Here is a 17,485-nt window from a genome sequence, read left to right on the forward strand (position 1 = left end):
GCCGATGCGCTGGGCTCTCCTTCGCGACGGCGCGATCCTCGGCCGCGGCAGCCGCGAGACCGTGCTGACGCTCGCCGAGCGCCACGGCCTGGTCTGCCATGGCGTGCCGGGCCGACCGCCCGAGCCCGGCCGTAGCTTCCATCCCGACGGCACGGAACTGCCCGCCCGGCTCGTCCAGGGCGCCGTGATCCTGCCGGAAGCCATGCTGCCAGCGAAAATCCGGAGGCGCGCGGCATGAACCTCCCGAACGCCATCACCGCACGCCTTGAGACGGTACGGCCGGAATATCGGGTACCGCCGCACAACATCGATGCCGAGCAGGCGCTGCTGGGTGCGATCCTGGTCAACAACGACGCCTACCACCGGGTCGCGGACTTCCTCCTGCCCGAGCACTTCATGGAGGAGGCCCACCGCAAGATCTTCATGGTGGCGGGATCGCTGATCCGGGCCGGCACGGTCGCCACGCCCATCACCCTGAAGACCTATCTGGGCGATGCCGATTTCGGCGGTCAGACGGTCATTCAGTACCTCGCGCGGCTCGCCTCCGACGCGACCACGGTGATCAATGCGAGCGCCTACGCCCGCACGATCCACGATCTCGCCGTGCGCCGCCGGCTGATCACCATCGGCGAGGAGTTGGTGAACGGCGCCTACGAGGCCCCGGTCGAGCAGGCACCCCGGGACCTGATCGAGATCACCGAATCCCGCCTGCTCGACCTCGTCGACGCCGAGCCCGGCCTGGGCTCGACGGCACAGAGCGCGGCGCAGTCCGCCGCCTGGATGCGCGAGCGGATCGGCGGCCTACGCTCCGGGCTCCTCCGCTCCACCGCGATCTCGACGGGCCTGCCAGACCTCGACCGCGCCACCAACGGCGGGTTCCAGCGCGGCCAGCTCTGGATCCTCGCCGGGCGTCCCGGCATGGGCAAGACCGTGGCGATGACGACGCTCAGCCGCCTCGCCGCCCGCACGGCCGGCGTGCTCGCCTTCCAGTGCGAGGTGACGCGGGACCAGCAGATGGCCCGCTACCTCGCCGACCTGTCCTACCGGCACAACCGCCCGCTGCCGTTCGGCCGGATCATGGCCGCCGTCGATCTCGACGAGGAAGAGATGTGGCGGCTCGACGAGGCGATGCGGCGGTTCGAGCGCCTGCACCTCACCTTGACCTGCGAGCCCACCGTCAGCCTCGCGCAGATCGCCGCGGCGGTGAAGCTCGAGAAGCGGCGCCTCACCCGGCACGGGATCCCGCTGGGCGTCGTGTTCATCGACTATCTGAAGTTCATCAAGGTCTCGGACCGGTATCAGGGCAACCGGGTGCTGGAGATCGGCGAGATCACCGGCGGGTTGAAGCAGCTCGCCAAGGCCGAGGACATCTGCGTGGTGCTGCTGACGCAGCTCAACCGCGCCGTCGAGGCCAAGGACCGGGCGGACCGCCGCCCGAACCTCGCGGACCTGCGCGATTCCGGCGAGATCGAGCAGGACGCCGACGCGGTGCTGATGCTCTACCGCGAGGCCTACTACCTGGAGCGCAAGCTGAAGGCCTCCGGCGGCGATCCCGAGATCGGTGCGCGCCTGATCGAGCGGCAGAACGCCCTCGAGCTCATCCTCGCCAAGAACCGCTCCGGCCCCTGCCCCACGCTCGACCTGTGGTGCGACGTGGCCGCCTCCGCCATCGCCCAGACCGCACGAGGCCCGCTATGAGCCAGCATTCCGACGCGTCCACGCCACTGCCCGATCCGCTGGTGCCGGCCGACATCGATGTGGACGGGATCCACGGCTTCCTGCTGCACACGGATCGGCTGTTCCATTCCGAGCTGTGGGCACTCTCGACCGGCGACGAGTTCAAGGCCGCGGTCGCTCTGTGGTGCCACGCCTGGCGCCAGCGCCCGGCGGGCTCGCTGCCCGACGACGACCGGCTGCTCGCCGCCTTCTCGGGGGCGGGCCCGCGCTGGAAGAGGGTGCGGGCGATGGCCCTGCGCGGCTTCGTCCTGTGCGCGGACGGCCGCTACTATCACCGGGTCCTGTGCGAGGACGTGCTGCGCGCCGCAGAGGCGAAGGACGCGCGGCGCGAGCGGACCGCCGCGGCCACGCGGGCCCGTCAGCGCAAAGGTGATCCCGAGAAGACCCCGCCCGGCGGCGAGAAACCCAATCTTCTCAACGAAACCGCCGACCGTAACGATGGTCGTCACGATCAACGTCACGACCCACGCGACGATCGACGTGACGATACCGTCACGGTCGCCACGCGCGGACCGTTACGTTCACCAAGGGAAGGGGAAGAAGAAGGGAAGAAGAAAGATATACCGGCGGCCGCCTGTGATCCTGTACCCCGCGCGGACGGCGCGCCGCCCTGGAACAACCGGGCGAACTTCGACCGAGTCGAGCACCGGTGCCGGACCGCCCTGCCCCCAGGCTGGTGCCTGGACCCCGTCGTCGGTCCGATGGCGCGGCTGGAGGCGGACGGCCTCGACCTCGAGCGGGAAATCATCCCGGCGATCCTCGACCTTGCGGTCAGTCGCCGCGTGCCGATCCGGACCTGGGCGCTGCTGGCCAACGCGGTCGCCGAGTGCGTCGCCGCCCAGCGCCGGAGCCGCGCCGCGCAGGGCCTCTCCGCCGTGCCGCCGGCCCCGGTGCCGCCCGACGAGATGATCGATCTGCCCGGCGGCCTGCGCTGGCCCGAGGCCGATCTGCGGACCTGGATCGCCCGATTCCGCGAGAACCCGGCGACGTGGTCGGAATCGCTGTTCGGTCCGCCGCCGGGCCAGCCCGGATGTCGGATTCCGCCGCGGTTGCTGATCGGCGAGGCCGCTTGATGGCTCGGGCCGAAAAGTGCGCGGCCACCGCAGCGGCCAAGCTGCGCAGGCCATCCGCTGCCCGTCGGCGGACGAAGCCGGCTCCGGTCGCGCCCCAGCCGGCGTCGGCCGAGACGTTCGCGGCTGGCGCCTGGCCGATCGCAGCCCTGCGGAACGGCCAGTGCCGGTTCGCGTGCACGCCGCACGGCGCCCGGCCAGAGCAGCACCGGTTCTGTGGCGAGCCGACGGCGTTGCGTGCCGGCAAGCCGACAAGTTGGTGCGCGGTGCATCTCGCCAGACTCTTCGACACCTCGCCCCGGGTTCCGGACGGGGAAGACCACGCGACCGAACCGCCACTGGAACTGGCCGAGACGAGCACGAGGAGGGCATAGCGTGGGCAAGAAGCGCGGCACGAACGGATCCCGGATCCGAGCCGAACACGTGGTCCTCGATCAGAGTCTCTCGTGGTTCGTCGTCCACACCCTGCCGCTCCACGAAACCATGGCGGCCGAGGAGTTCGAGGGTCTGGCCATGGACTGGTGGCTGCCGCGGTACCGCGTCACCGTGGTCCGACGCGGCCGCAAGGTCGACACCCAGGCAATCTTCTTCGCCTCGTACCTGTTCGTCGGGCTCGACAGGCAGCGCCACGGGAGGCGCTGGACCGAGCCGCTGTTCGACAGCCGGCACGTCATCGACGTGCTCGGCCAGCGCGCGCCGCTGGAGATCCCCGGCTCCGTCCTGCAGGCCCTGTCCGATCGGATCGCGGGCGTCGACGAGACGGACCGGGCGAAGCGGAGGCAAGAGGCCGCGCTATTGCAGGTCGGCGAGATGCGCAGGATCTTGAATGGCCCGTTCATGTCGTTTTTCGCCGAGGTTCAGGATATCCTGAGCAACGGGATCGTGCGCGCGGACGTCAGCATCTTCGGCCGTGCTACGCCGGTCGAATTCACACCTGATCAACTTGGCGATCCCGTGGCTGCTTGACTTCAACGCACGGATCTGAACCTATGCCGCGCGTGGACGGCCGGATCGTGAGCTGCGCTCGTTGGAGGGTGCGCCTGCCGGAACTACCGGATCACGTGTCAGCGTCGGGACGATCTGCCCACGCGCGACATGGACAGCGGCGATTGCGTGTTCGGCACGCTGCCCGTCGCGTTTGATATCAATCATAGGAATTCAACATGGCCCGCGGCGGAAGGCGCGCGGGGGCCGGCCGTAAGCCAGGGGCCGCCACGCAGCGAACGCGGGCGGTCGCCGAACGCGCGAGCGCGACCGGGCTGACGCCCCTCGACGTCATGCTCGACGTGATGCGCTTCCAGCATACGCTCGCCCGGTCGGAAATGGACAAGGGCGCGGATGCCAGACCCGCGATCCTCGCCGATGCCATGACGCGGGCCCTGAACGCCGCGCGGGACGCCGCGCCGTACATGCACCCCCGTCTGGCTCCCGTGGCCGCACAGGGTGGCGAGACCGCCGGCGACACGGCCCGCAAGATCCGCGAGGCCGTCGCTGCGGCCGATGCCGTCGAGGAGGCGGAGTGAGCCTCCTGACCCCGCGCTGGTACCCACTGCGGCCGCATCCCGAGCAGCGGCGGCTGATCACCGCCGGAACCCGATTCTGCGTCGTCCCGGCCGGTCGGCGCTCCGGCAAGACCGAGCGGGCGAAGCGCTTCCTGATCCGCGCGGCGATGCGCGAGACCCGCTACGCCGACGCCCGGTTCTTCCTGGCGGCGCCGACTCGTGACCAGGCCAAGGCAATCTTCTGGCAGGACCTGAAGGCCTTCCTGCCGCCCTGGATCGTCCTGGATACGCGGGACGGCGAGCTGATGGTCCGCCTCGTCACCGGTACTGAAATCTGGGTCATCGGCCTCGACAAGCCGCAGCGCATGGAAGGGCGATCCTGGAACGGCGGGATCATCGACGAGGTCGCCAACGTCAAGCCGGGCGCGTGGCCCGAGAACATCCGTCCCGCGCTCTCGGATCGCCGCGGCTGGTGCTGGCTGATCGGCGTCCCCGAGGGCCGCAACCACTACTACGCGATGTGGAAGCGGGCGATCGCACGGGACGATCCCGAGTGGGACGGGTTCACGTGGCCATCCGCCGACATCCTGCCGCCCGAGGAGGTCGCCTCCGCGCGCCGGGACCTCGACCCGCTGACCTTCGCCCAGGAATACGAGGCGAGCTTCGTCAACTTCGAGGGGCGCGCCTACTACCCGTTCGCCGAGGCGACGCACTGTGCCCGCCTCGCCTACGATCCTGCACGGCCGCTCGCGCTCTGCTTCGACTTCAACGTCGATCCGGGCGTCGCGGCGATCGCCCAGGAGCAACGCCTGCCGAACGGCCAGGACGGCACCGGAATCATCGGCGAGGTGCACATCCCGCGGAACTCGAACACCCCCGCGGTGTGCCGGAGGATCGTCCAGGACTGGGGCCGGCATGCGGGACGCGTGGTGTGCTTCGGAGACGCCTCAGGAGGCGCGCGCGGCTCGGCCAAGGTGGCGGGCTCGGATTGGGATCTGATCCGGCGCGAGCTGGCGCCCACGTTCGGCGAGCGGCTGTTCTTCGAGGTGCCGGCAGCCAACCCGTCGGTGCGCGTCCGGATCAACGCTGTGAACACCCGGCTCAAAGCCGGCGACGGCACGGTCCGCCTGATGGTCGATCCCGCCCGGGCGCCGCACGTCGTGAAGGACTTCGAGGGCGTCCGGCTGCTCACGGGCGGCTCCGGTGAGATCGACAAGCGGGCCGACCCGGCGCTGAGCCATATCAGCGACGCGCTCGGCTACATGGTGGCGGCCGTCTTCCCGGTTGCGATCGGCGGCGAGGCGCGCACAGGCCGCACGATCGGACTGTACTGAGCACCGAGGGGCGGCCGATGCGCGACGAGACCGATCATCCCTGATGCCGCTCTCGTCGCAGCATCCGAAATACGCCGCGGCGGCCCCGGACTGGAAGGTCGTCCGCGACACCCACGCCGGCGAGCGCCAAGTGAAGGCGGCCGGCACGGAGTATCTGCCGGCGACCTCCGGCATGATCGCGGCGGGCTTCCTCGACGGCGCGAGCGGCACCGCCCTGATCGGGCGGGAACGTTCGGACGGGCAGGTAGAAGCGGTCGCGGGCGCAGCCTGCCCCAGCGAGGGCCAAGCCCAGTACGACGCCTATTGCTGCCGCGCGGTGTTCCATCCCCTGGTCGCCGCCTCGGCCGAGGCGCTGATCGGCATCATGCACCGGAAGCCGCCGACGATCGCGCTGCCGGAGAAGCTGGAGCCGCTGCGGGATGACTGCACGCAGGACCGCGAAGGCCTCGCGACGCTGCTGCGGCGGATCAACGAGGAGCAGCTGCTCACCGGCCGGATCGGCCTCCTGCTCGATGTCCGCGGCGAGCTCGGGCCCGAGGCGCTGCCGTTCCTGTCGACCTACACGGCCGAGAGCATCCTGAACTGGGGCGTGGATCGGGACGCGTCGCCCGGCCGGTTGCTGTTCGCCGTCCTCGACGAGAGCGGCGACCAGCTACAGGATGATCTGAGCTACCGGCATCAGCAGCGCTACCTCGTGCTCGGGAACGCGGCCACGCCGTTCGTGCGGCAGAGCGCGGCGGACGCTGTGGGGCTGCCCGCCTCGGGCTACGTCGCCGCCGCGGTGACCGACACCGACGACGCGGCCGACCTGCCGTTCAAGGCTCCGCAGATCGCCGGCAACGGCCTGCCCGAGATCCCGTTCGTCACGATCGGCGCGAAGGACCTGCAATGGGCCCCCGACGCGCCGCCGCTCCTGCGGGTCGCCTCCATGGCGCTGGCGATCTACCGCGGCGAGGCCGATTACCGGCACGCTTTGTTCATGCAGGGCCAGGAGACCCTGGTCACGATCGGCGCCAAGCAGGCCAGCGCCTATGCGGAGCCGGGCGAGGTCGTGCGGGGCCGGCCGATCCTGCTGGGCGCCAACGGCCGCATCGACCTCGACCTCGGCGGCGACGCCAAGTTCATCGGGGTGTCGGCGGCCGGCCTGTCGGCCATGCGGCAGGCGATCGAGGACGACAAGCGCGCTGCGGCCGAGATGGGCGCGCAGATCATCGGCGACCGGTCCGGTGGTGCGGAATCGGGCGACGCCTTGGAGATCCGGGTGGCCGCTCGCACCGCTACGCTGTCGAGCGTGGCGCTGGCTGGCGCGCAGGGCCTCGAGCGGATCCTGAAGATGGCCGCGATCTGGATCGGGGCGAACCCGGACGAGGTGAAGATCACCCCCAACCTCGACTTCGCCGGCTCGCCGATCACAGGCGCCGATATTCTGCAGATCACCCAGGCGAAGAGCATGGGCCTGCCGCTGTCCTGGGCGAGCATCCACGACTGGCTCGCTCGCAAGGGCTTCACCGCGAAGACCTACGAGGAAGAGGAAGACCAGATCGGGGCCGAAGGACCAAGCGGCATCGATCGCAACGGCGGCCGCGCGCTGGACGACGCAACCACCGACAAGGCGGCCTGATCCGTGGCGGTGAACGACGCGATCCTCGACGCCCAGGTCAGCCACGCCGTCGGCCTGCAGCGCCTCGGCACCGGCATCCTGCGCCGAATCCTCGCGCTGCTGAATCGAACCGACGCCGATCTCGTGGAGCAGATCCGCACCCGCCTCGACGGCGTCGCTCCGGGGACCTTCGACACCGAATTCACGACCGAGCGGCTGAAGGGCCTGCTCGACGCAATCCGGGCGCTGAACGCCGATGTTTACGCGCGGATCCAGGCGGTGCTGCTGCGCGAGGGGCTGGATCTCGCCGCCTACGAGGCCGCGTACCAGACGCGCATCCTGACCGAGCACGTGCCGGTGCGTCTCGACATCGTCCAGCCGACCGCCGAGCAACTCCAGGCCATCGTGATGAAGCGGCCGTTCCAGGGCCGTCTGCTGCGGGACTGGGCCCAGGGTCTGGAGCAGGGCCGGACGCAGAAGGTCCACGATGCAATCCGCATCGGCATGGTCGAGGGCGAGACCGTCGACCAGATCGTCCGCCGGGTCCGTGGCACCCAGGCGCTTGGCTATAAGGACGGGGTGCTGGAGATCGCGCGGCGTGACGCCGAGGCCGTGGTCCGGACCGCGGTGACCCACATCGCCTCCGGAGCCTCCGAGGCGGTCTACCAGCGCAACGCCGACCTGATCTCGGGCGTGCGCTGGGTCTCGGTTCTGGATAGCCGGACGACGCCGGTGTGCCGGGCCCGGGACGGCAAGGTCTACGAGCCCGGCCAGGGGCCGCGCCCGCCGGCGCATTGGAACTGCCGGAGCACGACGACCCCGGTGACGAGGTCGTTCCGGGAGCTGGGCCTCGACCTCGATGAGGTAGATGCCGGGACGCGGGCCAGCATGGACGGACAGGTGCCGGCCGGCCTGACCTACGGCGGGTGGCTGGCGAAGCAGCCGGCCGCGTTTCAGGACGAGGTGCTCGGCAAGGCGAAGGGGCTGCTGTTCCGCAAAGGCGGACTGACGATCGACCGGTTCGTCGACCGCTCCGGCCACGCCTACACGCTCGACGAGCTGCGGCGGCGCGAGGCCGGGGCTTTCCGGAGGGCAGGGCTCGCAGCGTAGGCCCTCGCCCTGGGATGGGTCAGGCGGCCTTGAGCTTTCGAGCCGCCTCGGCCAGGGCTTCGTTCATCCGGCTCTGCCACCCCGGACCCGTGGCTCTGAAGGCTTCCAGCACCTCGGGCTCGACCCGCAGCGAGATCGGGACGCGCTTCACCGCCGACTTCGGCCGGCCGCCTCGGCTCTTGAAGGCCGCCGCCATTTCGGGGGGCATGCCCTCCGTACCGGGCCTGAATTGCGCGAGGTCTTCGGCGGTCAGCGGAGGATTGTCGGAGACCGCGTCCCAATCCTCATGGGTGTAGTGCGGATTCGGCACGTAGCCGGGCTTGGGGTCAGAGTCGGTCATAGAAGGCCCTCTCGTTGCGGTCGGCCCGGCGGACGCTGACGATGCTCACCGCCTCCGACCCAAGCGGAGAGACGATCACCACGACGACGGTCTCGCCGTACCACGTGCCGATCAGTTTCAGACGGTCGCGGCCGGTCCGGCTGGGCTGGGTCACCTGAGTGGCGAAACGGTCGAAATCGAACGCCTCCTCGAACTCCGCGAAATCGAAGCCGTGCTTGGCGAGGTTCGCCAACCGCTTCGGTTCGTCGTAGGTGAACCGCATTGTTTCTGTATATGCCGAAACGGTAGGGCGCGCAAGGTTTTCGTATATACTGCTGTGGTCGGCCGCTCGTACGCGCAGCACACGGCGCCATGCCATCACCGAAGCCCGACGATCCGCGCCCCGGCGCGGCCACCGGCCGGCAGCCATGGCGCTGACCGGCCTCTCCCGTCATGGGACGGAAGGAGCCCACCATGAAGCTCAAGAAGGTCTACGACACCGAGGCCGAGATCCCCGAGGAGGCCGCCGCCTTCTACGAGGAGCGCGACGGCAAGTGGCACCTCACCCTGGAGATCGAGGGCTCGGCCAGCCAGGACGACGTGACCCGCCTCAACGGCGCCCTCGCCAAGGAGCGTAACGATCACCGCGCCACCCGGGAGAAGCTTCGGGCCTTCGGCGAGCTCGACCCCGAGCGCACCCGCCAGGTCATGGACCGGATCGGAGACCTCGGCGAGTGGGATGAGGTCGAGCGGAAGCTTCACCGCCTGGACGGCGACGGCAGCACCCCGAAGGAGGAGGCGGCCATCCAGGCGCGGATCGACGCCGAAGTCCAGCGCCGCGAGCGCGCGATCAAGGCGCCGCTGGAGCGCCAGATCACCCAGCTCACCGAAGCCCGCGCCGAGATCGAGCGCGAGCGCGACGAGGCGCGCGGGACCCTGCGCGGGCGCGCCATCGCGGACGCCCTGCGCGAGGCGGCCGGCAAGGCCAGGATCATCCCCTCCGCGGTGGAGGATGTGCTTCTCGCCGGCGAGCGCGTGTTCGATCTCGATGAGCAGGGCCGCGTCGTCACGAAGGACAATGTCGGCGTCGCACCGGGCCTGACGCCCGATGCGTGGTTGACCGATCTGCAGGAGAAGCGACCGCATTGGTGGCCCACCTCCGAAGGCGCCGGCTCGCGGGGCAACCGGGGCGGCGGCACGCTGCCGAACAACCCGTTCACGGCCGAGGCCTGGAACGTCACCGAGCAGGGCCGGATCGCGGCGGCCGACTTCGCCAAGGCCGACCGGCTGGCCAAGGCCGCCGGGACGACGGTCGGCGGCCCGAAGCCCGCACCGCGCAACCGCGCGGCCTGACCCACGATCTCCGGCGGCGCATGGGCGCCGCGCGGTCTCCTCCCGGCGCCATGGGGCGCCCCTCCCCCTCCCCTGAGACAACGACCGGCCGGCCATGGGGTCCGGCTTGGCGGTGCTGACGGATCACACCCTCAAGCCATCAGGAGTCCACCATGCCCGCCGGCGTCCTGCGCCTCTCCGACGTCATCGTCCCCGCCGTCTTCGTCCCGATGGTCCGCCGCCTCGCGGTGGAGAAGACAGCCCTGATCCAGTCCGGCGCGATGGTCCCCGACCCGCTGCTCGATCACTTCCTGGCGGGTCCGGGCCTCACCATCGACATGCCGAAGCTCAACGGCCTCGACCGGTCCGATGGCGAGAACGTCAGCTCGGACGATCCGACCGTCTTCTCGGTCCCGAACAAGCCCGCGACCGGCGACGAGATCGCGGTCCGCCTCTCGCGCAACAATTCCTGGTCCGAGATGGACCTCGTGCGCGCGCTCCTCGCGGCCGATCCGCTGGCGGCGCTCGCCGACGATGTGGCGCAATACTGGGCCTACCGTCGGCAGAAGGCCGCCATCGCTCAGCTCTCGGGTATCTTCGCCTACAACGCGCTGGCGACCGACGCGAACCACATCCAGAACTCGATGACCGTGGACCTGTCGGGCCTCAACGGCGGCAAGTTCGCGGACGGGCAGACCAACTTCCACGGATCGGCCTTCATCGATGCGCTCGTCACCATGGGCGATTCCATGGGCGGTCTTGTGCTCGTGGCGATGCACTCGATCGTCTACGGCAACGCCCTGAAGAAGAACCTCATCCAGTTCCGTCTGGACAGCGAGGCCAACCCGACGATCCCGACCTACATGGGCAAGGACGTCACGATGGACGATTCGATGCCGATGCCGGCGGCCGGTGTCTTCGAGACCTGGCTGTTCGGTCGCGGGGCGATGACCTACGGCACGGGGTCGCCCGCGGTGCCCAATGAGGTCATCCGCGTGCCGGCGGCCGGCAACGGCGCCGGTCAGTCGACCATGCACGATCGCGTTGAGTGGTCTCACCACGTTCCCGGCACCGCCTATGTCGGCACGCCGGCCAAGGGCGGCCCGTCGAACGCCAACACGACCAACAACCTCGCGGCCGCCACGTCCTGGCGACAGGTCGCGCCGGACCGGCGCCAGATCCCGATCGCGCGCATCGTCACCCGCGAGTTCTGATCACCCATCGATCGCGGCGCGGTCTCGCGCGCCGCCGTTTCTGCAATCCGTAGACGGGGGGCCGGCCATGGCCGAGCGCAGCAGCAAGACGAACGACGACGGTCAGGCGGGCGTGGCGGAGCCCGACGCCGCCTCGACCCAGGGCGCGATCGCCACCGGGGGCGAGCCCCAGGCCGCTGACCCCGCCGCAGCCGGTCAGGCCGAGGTGCCGGCCGGCGCGGACGGACCCCGGACGCTTCAGGCGCTCGGCGAGGCCGTGGCCAGCGCACAAGCCGAGGTCGATGCCGCAATCCGCAGGCGCGATGCGGCCCGGGATGCGTATGACCGCGAGGCGGAGGCCCAGGCAGCGCACGCGTTCGAACCGCCAGGGCAAGTCATCACCGCGTACCTCGCCGCGCAGAATGCCGTGCGCGAGGCTCAGATCGCCCAGGCCAAGAAACAGGCCGCGCGGTAGCCTGCGATGGTCGTCGAGGACGGCAGGAGTCTGCCGGACGCCGAAAGCTACGCCGGCGTCGAGGCTGCCGACGCCTACCATGCGGCGCGCGGCAGCACGGCCTGGGCCGGTGATCAAGCGGACAAGGAAGCGGCCCTGCGCCGCGGAACCGAGTATCTGGATGGCCTGTACCGGACGCGGTGGCTGGGCCGCCCGGCCGTACCCGGGCAGGCTCTGTGCTGGCCCCGCGCCTGCGCGTGGACCTCGGACGGATTGCTACCCTCCGACGCGATCCCGATGGCGCTGGTGCGCGCCTGCTGCGAGGCGGCGCTGCGCGAGATCCAGGACCCGGGCGGCCTGACGCCCGACATCTTCCCCGGCGAGCGCGTGGTGTCCGAGGCCGTCGGCCCGCTGAAGGTGGACTATGCCGCGGTCCGGGCGCCGACCGACGTGCTGCCGGTCATCGTGACCGTCGAGCGCATCGTCGCTCCGCTGCTCCGTGCGGCTGTGGGCGCGCTCGTGATGCGGGCGTGATGCTCGCGATCAGCGGCGTCCCGTGGGGCGACGACGGCCGGATCGCCGGGCGACCCATTTTCTCGGAGTTCGAACCATGACGACGATCGCCTATCGTGACGGTGTCATGGCCGCCGACAGCGGTTCTTGGATGGGGGACGCCTGCCATCGCTGGGCCAGGAAGCTGGCTCGCGGTCCCGATGGCACCCTCTACGGGACCGCCGGACACGCCGCGGAATGCGAAGCCTTCCTGGCCTGGGTACGGGCCGGTTGCGAGGGCTCGGCGCCCCGGGCGCGCGAGGAAGACGACGGTCGGGGCAGCTCCTTCGTGGTGCTCGTCGCTCCGCCGGAGGGCGGCGTCCGAATCAGAACCGCGCGCGGCGACGAGGTCTACCCGGAGGCAGCCTACTTCGCCGTCGGCGCCGGCAAGGAAGTGTGCTTCGGCGCGCTCTTCATGGGGGCCACGGCCGAGCAGGCGCTCCACGCGGCGATGGAACATGGCTGCGGCGCCATCGGCTCCGTCTGCACGATCATCCGGCGATGACGGGCGGCTTCGACTATGCCCGGTCGGTCGCGACCGCGAACCGCTTGATCGCGCGCTTCGGCCAGCGCGGCGCGGTCCGGCGCGGCCCGGACCTGTCCGGCGGCGACAGCACGAACGACCTGCCCCTGCCACCCGGCGACGAGGCCGAGCCGACCGATCATCCCTGCACCCTCGTCGTGCTCGACTACTCCGAAGAGGAGCGCGCGGGCAGCCTGATCGCGCAGACCGGCCGCAAGGTGCTGATCGCGACGGCGGGCTTGGATATCGAGCCGACGCCCGAAGATGCGCTCCTGATCGGCACTGACGAGCACCAGATCGTCGCCGTGATGCCGCTCGCCCCCGGGCCGGTCAGGGTCCTGTGGCAGGCGCAGGTGAGGCGCTGATGGCAGGTCAGGAATTCAGCCTCGCCATCGCGGCTTGGTGCGAGAAATCCGCGGACCGGGCCGATCTCATCCTGCGCAAGGTTGCGCTCGACATCGGCGCGCGCGTCGTGCTGCGCTCGCCGGTGGATACCGGTCGGTTCCGGGCGAACTGGCAGTACGGCGTGGGCCGGCCGAACACCGCCACCCTGGTGGCCGCCGACAAAAGTGGGCAATCGAGCATCGCCCGCATCGCGGCGGGTGTCGCCACGGCGCGGCTCGGCGACGTGATCTACATCTCGAACGCGCTGCCCTACGCCCTGCGGCTCGAGACCGGATGGTCCAAGCAGGCGCCGGCCGGCATGGTCGGCCTCACCGTGACGGAGTTTCAGTCCGCGATTGATCGCGCGGTCGCTGCCGCCCAGGCCGAGAGGCGGTGATGGGGGGCGAAGCCGCGATCCAGGCCGCGCTCTACCGCCATCTGAAGGCGACCAAGCTGCCGGTGGCTCTCCCGATCGCCCCCGAAGGCCGGAACTTCGATCCCAAGGGCCGCGCCTACCTGCGTTCGACCTTCCTGCCGGCGGAGACCACGAGCTTCGGCACCGAGAGCGACGGCGACATCATCTACGGCGGCCTGTTCCAGATCGATGTGTTCTGGCCGGTGAACGAGGGGCTGACCCGGCCGCTGACGCACGCCGCCATGCTCGCAGCCCGGTTCTGCCGGGGCACGAGGCTCACCGCCAACGACTTGGAGGTCCGGATCGACCAGCCGGCCTCCGTGCTTGGAGCGCAGCAGGAGCCGAATTGGCTTCACATCCCGGTCCGGGCTCGCTGGGCTGTCTATGCGGGGCCGCCGTCGACGGTCTGACGACTGCAAGCCCAAGCCCGCGTCCGCCGCTCCGATCCTGCCGCACATCCCATGCGGTCTTCAGCTGTGCCCGGGGAGGACACCATGCCCATCACCACGCAAGTCAAGCCCACCGCTGGGTCCATCCTCTATATCGGCCCGTCGAGCGATACGCCGCCCGCCGACGCGAACGTCGCGGCGGCCCTTGCCTGGACCCGCATCAGGAAGACCGAGACGTTCGGCGCCTTCGGCGACGCCGCACAACCCGTGACCTTCGATTCGACCGACGAGGATCGGCGGTTCAAGGCCAAGGGCACGCGGGATGCGGGGGACTGGACCTTTACCTGCGGCTTCGTCGCCAGCGATGCCGGACAACAGGCCCTGATCGCCGCCGTGGATTCGCACCAGGACTACAATTTCAAGCTCGTGCTGGGCGATGAGCCGGTCAACGGAACGTCCGGCACGATCTTCTACCTGTTCGGCCTGGTTCTGACGGCGCGCCCCAATCCCGGCGGCGCCAACAACGTGATCCGCCTGGAGGCGTCCGTTGGTCTCAATGCCAAGCCCCTGATGGTTCCGGCCGCCTGAGGAGCGCGACGATGGCCCCCCGATCCACCGTCCCGAAACCCGATCCGACCCCCGCACTCGACCTGGCGGCCCTCGACCTCGCCAGCCTCGACCTGGCACCCGGGGCCGAGGCCGGCGCCGCGATGCAGCTCCTGCATCCGGTCTCGGCCGAGCCGCTCGGCATCACCATGACGGTGATCGGTCAGGACGCCCCGACCTACCGGAAGAACCTCCGCAAGCTGCGCGACATGCTCGCCAAGCAGGGAGAGACCGAGGAGGACGAGGATCCCGATCGGCGCGAGGTGATGCGTCTGGCCCGCCTCTCGGCCTGCGCGGTGCGCGGATGGGCGGGCGTGCAGTGGAAGGGCGAGGCGCTGCCCTGCAGCTTCGAGAACGCCGTCACGCTGTTCAGCGCGCTCCCCTGGATCGCCGAGCAGGTCGGCTTCTTCCGGGATCGGCGCGCCAATTTTTTCAAGGTCTGACGGCGCGGCTCATCTGGGCCGTCCGCGCCGTCACCCGCGATCAGCATGCGGGGGTGATCTCGGACCAGGACGCCCTCCGGATCCCGGTCGAGGCCGAGCACGTCTGGGCGTGGTTTTGGGACTTGGAGCGGGGACGCCGAGCCGGGTTCTCACCTGAGCCGTTCGGCTACACGGATATCGAGGCCTGGGCTCGGCTCTTCGGCGAGGAGTTGCGCCCCTGGGAGGTCCGGGCCCTGATGGCGATGGACGAGTCCCGGCGGAGCGAACACCGCCGCCTCATGGACCCGGCCCAAGCGGGCCAGGTGCAGGCGTCCGATACCGCCGGGATGATGCAGCTGATGCAGATGCTCAGCGCACGGCGGTGAATAGATCCTCGACGTGTCGATAGCTTTCCAGCGCCGTGCGGCATCGGTCATCACCCATCTGCCCGTCTTCGCGCTGCGCCGTCTCAATGGCGTCCAATTGATACTGGGCCAGCTGCTCTACGGGGATATTGGGTGCCGACAGATGTGCTTGCTCGACTGCACGCCGGCCGACGGCGAGCACGCGGTCCCTTGGGACGCCGCAGGCGAGAGCGCCGGCGATTGCACGCCCAGTCATCCGGACAGTTCCAACCGCTCCCACTTCCGGGGGGACCTGCGCGGCGGCCGAGCCGCCGATCAGTGTGGACAGGAGAGCACCGTACAACTCAACGCGCATGACTGACCTCGCAACCCTTGCAATCGTGATCGACTCGCGCCCGGCAACCGACGCCTCGGTAGCGTTGGACCGGCTGGCGCAGTCCGCGCGCGGTGCGGGGCTGGCAGCAGATACTTTCAATGTCGGTGCCGGCAAGGGCACGGCAGCCGCACAAGCCGCAGCGTCGGCCACGGCACAGGCGGCGGCCGGCCTCGACAGGCACACCAAGGCACTGAACGATAACGCCAAGCAGGCCGGCCTGACCTACCTGCAGTTCGAGGTGCTGCGCTCCAGCGTGACGCAGTTCGCGGATCAGGTCATCGCCGGGGCCAACCCGCTTCGCGCCTTCGTCCAACAGGCGACGGGCGCCTCAGCGGCGATCGGTGACGGTGGTCTCGGCGGCTTGGCTCGGAACGCCGCCGCCTCGATGGGGAACTTCGCGTCCGGCGCCCGGGCGGCCGCAACCGGCGCCGGCGTCGTCGGCGTCGGCGTCGGCACGGTGGCCGCCGCGCTCGCTACCGCCGTCGTCGCCCAGCAATCGTACGCGTCGAGCCAGCGCGAGACCGAGCTGGCGCTTCTCGGAATCGGGCGAGCATCCGGCGCCACCGTCGGACAGATCAACGCCCTGTCACAGGCCAACGCGTCCGCCGGCGGGATCTCGACCCGGACCGCCCGCGAGATGGCGGCCCAGTATGCCAGCACCGGCCGGATCGGTGGCGAGATCCTGGGGGATCTTCAACGCTCGACACGGGACTACGCCGCCACGACCGGCCAGAGTCTCGGCGACGCGCAGGCCGAACTGGCCAAGGCCTTCACCGAGCCAGCCAAGGGCGCCGAGTTGCTGAACACCCGTTTGGGCTTCCTCGACGCCGCGACGCGCGAGACCATCCAGACCCTCGACGCGCAAGGCCATCGCTTGGAGGCGCAGCGTGCGCTCTACGATGCGATATCCGGCAGCATCGTGAAGGCGGACACGCTTACCTCCGGCTGGGGGCGTACCACGGCAGCTGTCGGCACGTTCATCGGCTCGGCCTGGGACCGGTTGGGTCAGATCATCGATCGAGGCGCCACCGGCGGAGACCTCGAGACGCGTATCCGGGACCTGCAAAGGGTGCTGGCGACTCCGCCGACCTTCCTGGAAAGGTTCAGCAGCACCCGTCCGGCCTTGCAGGCAGAACTCGACAAGGCTCTCGCCGATCAGCAGCGGCAGCAGGCGCAGGCACGGCAGACGGATCTGGCGCAGCGCTCGCTCGTCGTCGACAACCTCGGCAAGCACTACAATCCGCAGGAAGAGCGCCTGAAGCAGATCACGGACGCGGCGCAGCGCATCCGCACTGAGCTCGCCGCCGGCGTGCTGGATCCCGACGGGAAGTCCTTGCGCACCGCCGAGGGTCTCGAAGCCTCGGCACGCCGCATCCGCGAGGATCTCGCCCAGGGGGGAACGCAGTTCGCCAACGCCCTCCGGGAATCGCAGTTCGCCCTGCGGACCGTCGGCTTCTCGCCCCAGGCACAGCGTGTCGCGGGGATCAACGAGCGGGCCGAGAACGAAATCCGCGATCTTCCAACCAACCCGAACGATCCGCTCCTGCGCGACTACCAGATCCACAGCATTCGGCAGCGGCAGCAGCTCGACTTGGAAGCTGCACGGCGTCAGACCTACGTCGACACCGCGTCTGGGAGCGGTCGCTACGCCATCGGCGTGGGGCAGGCTCCCGAGCAGTATCGTGACCTGATCTACAGTTCGGCGGCAGCGAACGGTGTCAACCCGGATCTGATCGCCTCCCAGATCGGCCGCGAGAGTCGGTTCACCCCGAATGCGGTGTCCCCGGCAGGGCACAGGGCAT

23 protein-coding genes are annotated in these 17,485 nt (G+C 70.0%); 20 read left to right on the plus strand and 3 right to left on the minus strand.

Features of this window, described 5'->3' with window-relative positions; genetic code table 11:
* The first annotated feature begins 4 nt into the window (after positions 1-4).
* From I53_RS02205 to I53_RS02245, 8 genes are all read left to right on the plus strand, one after another.
* On the plus strand, positions 5-238 hold the full coding sequence (locus I53_RS02205; RefSeq protein WP_043346152.1) for a hypothetical protein: 234 nt from the start codon (positions 5-7) through the stop codon (positions 236-238).
* Positions 235-1,698 carry a DnaB-like helicase C-terminal domain-containing protein gene (locus I53_RS02210; protein WP_043346154.1) on the plus strand — a complete coding sequence of 488 codons (1,464 nt, stop codon included), beginning with the start codon at positions 235-237 and terminating at the stop codon, positions 1,696-1,698. Before I53_RS02205 ends, I53_RS02210 begins: the two co-directional genes overlap by 4 nt.
* Entirely contained in the window at positions 1,695-2,810 is a 1,116-nt protein-coding gene (locus tag I53_RS30280) for a DUF1376 domain-containing protein (protein ID WP_051044618.1), read from the plus strand. Before I53_RS02210 ends, I53_RS30280 begins: the two co-directional genes overlap by 4 nt.
* A 420-nt stretch (positions 2,811-3,230) precedes the next feature.
* A complete protein-coding gene (locus tag I53_RS02225; protein WP_286009564.1) occupies positions 3,231-3,773 on the plus strand; it encodes a transcription termination/antitermination NusG family protein in 543 nt (180 codons plus the stop codon).
* A 197-nt stretch (positions 3,774-3,970) separates the two neighbouring features.
* On the plus strand, positions 3,971-4,330 hold the full coding sequence (locus I53_RS02230) for a hypothetical protein (RefSeq protein WP_051044619.1): 360 nt from the start codon (positions 3,971-3,973) through the stop codon (positions 4,328-4,330).
* Entirely contained in the window at positions 4,327-5,643 is a 1,317-nt protein-coding gene (locus tag I53_RS02235) for a terminase large subunit domain-containing protein (RefSeq protein WP_043346158.1), read from the plus strand. The genes I53_RS02230 and I53_RS02235 overlap by 4 nt, the downstream gene beginning before the upstream one ends.
* Before the next feature lie 43 nt (positions 5,644-5,686).
* The gene (locus I53_RS02240) at positions 5,687-7,264 is read left to right on the plus strand and encodes a DUF4055 domain-containing protein (protein WP_051044620.1); all 1,578 of its coding nucleotides are present in this window, start codon (positions 5,687-5,689) and stop codon (positions 7,262-7,264) included.
* 3 nt (positions 7,265-7,267) lie between these two features.
* On the plus strand, positions 7,268-8,353 hold the full coding sequence (locus I53_RS02245) for a minor capsid protein (RefSeq protein ID WP_043346159.1): 1,086 nt from the start codon (positions 7,268-7,270) through the stop codon (positions 8,351-8,353).
* Positions 8,354-8,372: 19 nt separating this feature from the next.
* Here the strand turns inward: I53_RS02245 and I53_RS02250 are convergent, their stop codons facing one another.
* Together I53_RS02250 and I53_RS02255 are read right to left on the minus strand one after the other, a co-directional pair.
* Positions 8,373-8,693 carry a BrnA antitoxin family protein gene (locus I53_RS02250; protein ID WP_051044622.1) on the minus strand — a complete coding sequence of 107 codons (321 nt, stop codon included), beginning with the start codon at positions 8,691-8,693 and terminating at the stop codon, positions 8,373-8,375.
* A complete protein-coding gene (locus I53_RS02255) occupies positions 8,680-8,955 on the minus strand; it encodes a BrnT family toxin (protein ID WP_043346161.1) in 276 nt (91 codons plus the stop codon). The genes I53_RS02250 and I53_RS02255 overlap by 14 nt, the downstream gene beginning before the upstream one ends.
* Positions 8,956-9,146: 191 nt before the next feature.
* On the opposite strand from I53_RS02255, the gene I53_RS02260 reads away from it, so the two are divergent.
* From I53_RS02260 to I53_RS02310, 11 genes are all read left to right on the plus strand, one after another.
* Positions 9,147-10,025 carry a hypothetical protein gene (locus tag I53_RS02260; RefSeq protein ID WP_051044623.1) on the plus strand — a complete coding sequence of 293 codons (879 nt, stop codon included), beginning with the start codon at positions 9,147-9,149 and terminating at the stop codon, positions 10,023-10,025.
* A gap of 152 nt (positions 10,026-10,177) precedes the next feature.
* Entirely contained in the window at positions 10,178-11,218 is a 1,041-nt protein-coding gene (locus I53_RS02265; protein ID WP_043346165.1) for a hypothetical protein, read from the plus strand.
* 67 nt (positions 11,219-11,285) lie between these two features.
* Positions 11,286-11,672, plus strand: a complete 387-nt coding sequence (locus I53_RS02270; protein WP_043346167.1) for a hypothetical protein — start codon at positions 11,286-11,288, stop codon at positions 11,670-11,672.
* A 6-nt stretch (positions 11,673-11,678) separates the two neighbouring features.
* On the plus strand, positions 11,679-12,185 hold the full coding sequence (locus I53_RS02275) for a DnaT-like ssDNA-binding protein (protein ID WP_043346169.1): 507 nt from the start codon (positions 11,679-11,681) through the stop codon (positions 12,183-12,185).
* Between the two features lie 76 nt (positions 12,186-12,261).
* Positions 12,262-12,708: a hypothetical protein gene (locus I53_RS02280; protein ID WP_043346170.1), complete on the plus strand. Its 447-nt coding sequence runs from the start codon at positions 12,262-12,264 to the stop codon at positions 12,706-12,708.
* Complete coding sequence (locus tag I53_RS02285) at positions 12,705-13,091, plus strand: hypothetical protein (protein ID WP_043346172.1); 387 nt, start codon at positions 12,705-12,707, stop codon at positions 13,089-13,091. Before I53_RS02280 ends, I53_RS02285 begins: the two co-directional genes overlap by 4 nt.
* Entirely contained in the window at positions 13,091-13,507 is a 417-nt protein-coding gene (locus I53_RS02290) for a hypothetical protein (RefSeq protein ID WP_043346174.1), read from the plus strand. Before I53_RS02285 ends, I53_RS02290 begins: the two co-directional genes overlap by 1 nt.
* Positions 13,507-13,935, plus strand: coding sequence for a phage tail terminator-like protein (locus I53_RS02295; protein WP_043346175.1), 429 nt, complete (start codon positions 13,507-13,509; stop codon positions 13,933-13,935). The genes I53_RS02290 and I53_RS02295 overlap by 1 nt, the downstream gene beginning before the upstream one ends.
* Positions 13,936-14,019: 84 nt before the next feature.
* A complete protein-coding gene (locus I53_RS30285) occupies positions 14,020-14,502 on the plus strand; it encodes a hypothetical protein (protein WP_148291053.1) in 483 nt (160 codons plus the stop codon).
* Positions 14,503-14,513: 11 nt separating this feature from the next.
* Positions 14,514-14,963, plus strand: coding sequence for a hypothetical protein (locus tag I53_RS02305; protein WP_043346177.1), 450 nt, complete (start codon positions 14,514-14,516; stop codon positions 14,961-14,963).
* Between the two features lie 53 nt (positions 14,964-15,016).
* The gene (locus I53_RS02310; RefSeq protein WP_043346178.1) at positions 15,017-15,328 is read left to right on the plus strand and encodes a hypothetical protein; all 312 of its coding nucleotides are present in this window, start codon (positions 15,017-15,019) and stop codon (positions 15,326-15,328) included.
* Here the strand turns inward: I53_RS02310 and I53_RS33630 are convergent.
* Positions 15,312-15,509, minus strand: a complete 198-nt coding sequence (locus tag I53_RS33630) for a hypothetical protein (protein WP_187294295.1) — start codon at positions 15,507-15,509, stop codon at positions 15,312-15,314. The two genes, I53_RS02310 and I53_RS33630, sit on opposite strands and share 17 nt — an antisense overlap.
* A 151-nt stretch (positions 15,510-15,660) precedes the next feature.
* On the opposite strand from I53_RS33630, the gene I53_RS02320 reads away from it, so the two are divergent.
* A partial coding sequence (locus tag I53_RS02320) for a phage tail length tape measure family protein (protein WP_043346182.1) occupies positions 15,661-17,485 on the plus strand: 1,825 nt, incomplete at its 3' end.

The sequence above is a fragment of the Methylobacterium sp. B1 genome (assembly GCF_000333255.1).
In the GTDB taxonomy this organism is placed as follows: domain Bacteria; phylum Pseudomonadota; class Alphaproteobacteria; order Rhizobiales; family Beijerinckiaceae; genus Methylobacterium; species Methylobacterium fujisawaense.

Excerpts from the sequence above, each read along its gene's own strand:
- I53_RS02205 (WP_043346152.1), top strand. The coding sequence starts at position 5 with ATGCGCTGGGCTCTCCTTCGCGACGGCGCGATCCTCGGCCGCGGCAGC.
- I53_RS02210 (WP_043346154.1), top strand. The coding sequence starts at position 235 with ATGAACCTCCCGAACGCCATCACCGCACGCCTTGAGACGGTACGGCCG.
- I53_RS30280 (WP_051044618.1), top strand. The coding sequence starts at position 1,695 with ATGAGCCAGCATTCCGACGCGTCCACGCCACTGCCCGATCCGCTGGTG.
- I53_RS02230 (WP_051044619.1), top strand. The coding sequence starts at position 3,971 with ATGGCCCGCGGCGGAAGGCGCGCGGGGGCCGGCCGTAAGCCAGGGGCC.
- I53_RS02240 (WP_051044620.1), top strand. The coding sequence starts at position 5,687 with ATGCCGCTCTCGTCGCAGCATCCGAAATACGCCGCGGCGGCCCCGGAC.
- I53_RS02250 (WP_051044622.1), bottom strand. The coding sequence starts at position 8,693 with ATGACCGACTCTGACCCCAAGCCCGGCTACGTGCCGAATCCGCACTAC.
- I53_RS02255 (WP_043346161.1), bottom strand. The coding sequence starts at position 8,955 with ATGCGGTTCACCTACGACGAACCGAAGCGGTTGGCGAACCTCGCCAAG.
- I53_RS02260 (WP_051044623.1), top strand. The coding sequence starts at position 9,147 with ATGAAGCTCAAGAAGGTCTACGACACCGAGGCCGAGATCCCCGAGGAG.
- I53_RS02265 (WP_043346165.1), top strand. The coding sequence starts at position 10,178 with ATGCCCGCCGGCGTCCTGCGCCTCTCCGACGTCATCGTCCCCGCCGTC.
- I53_RS02270 (WP_043346167.1), top strand. The coding sequence starts at position 11,286 with ATGGCCGAGCGCAGCAGCAAGACGAACGACGACGGTCAGGCGGGCGTG.
- I53_RS02275 (WP_043346169.1), top strand. The coding sequence starts at position 11,679 with ATGGTCGTCGAGGACGGCAGGAGTCTGCCGGACGCCGAAAGCTACGCC.
- I53_RS02280 (WP_043346170.1), top strand. The coding sequence starts at position 12,262 with ATGACGACGATCGCCTATCGTGACGGTGTCATGGCCGCCGACAGCGGT.
- I53_RS02285 (WP_043346172.1), top strand. The coding sequence starts at position 12,705 with ATGACGGGCGGCTTCGACTATGCCCGGTCGGTCGCGACCGCGAACCGC.
- I53_RS02290 (WP_043346174.1), top strand. The coding sequence starts at position 13,091 with ATGGCAGGTCAGGAATTCAGCCTCGCCATCGCGGCTTGGTGCGAGAAA.
- I53_RS02295 (WP_043346175.1), top strand. The coding sequence starts at position 13,507 with ATGGGGGGCGAAGCCGCGATCCAGGCCGCGCTCTACCGCCATCTGAAG.
- I53_RS30285 (WP_148291053.1), top strand. The coding sequence starts at position 14,020 with ATGCCCATCACCACGCAAGTCAAGCCCACCGCTGGGTCCATCCTCTAT.
- I53_RS02305 (WP_043346177.1), top strand. The coding sequence starts at position 14,514 with ATGGCCCCCCGATCCACCGTCCCGAAACCCGATCCGACCCCCGCACTC.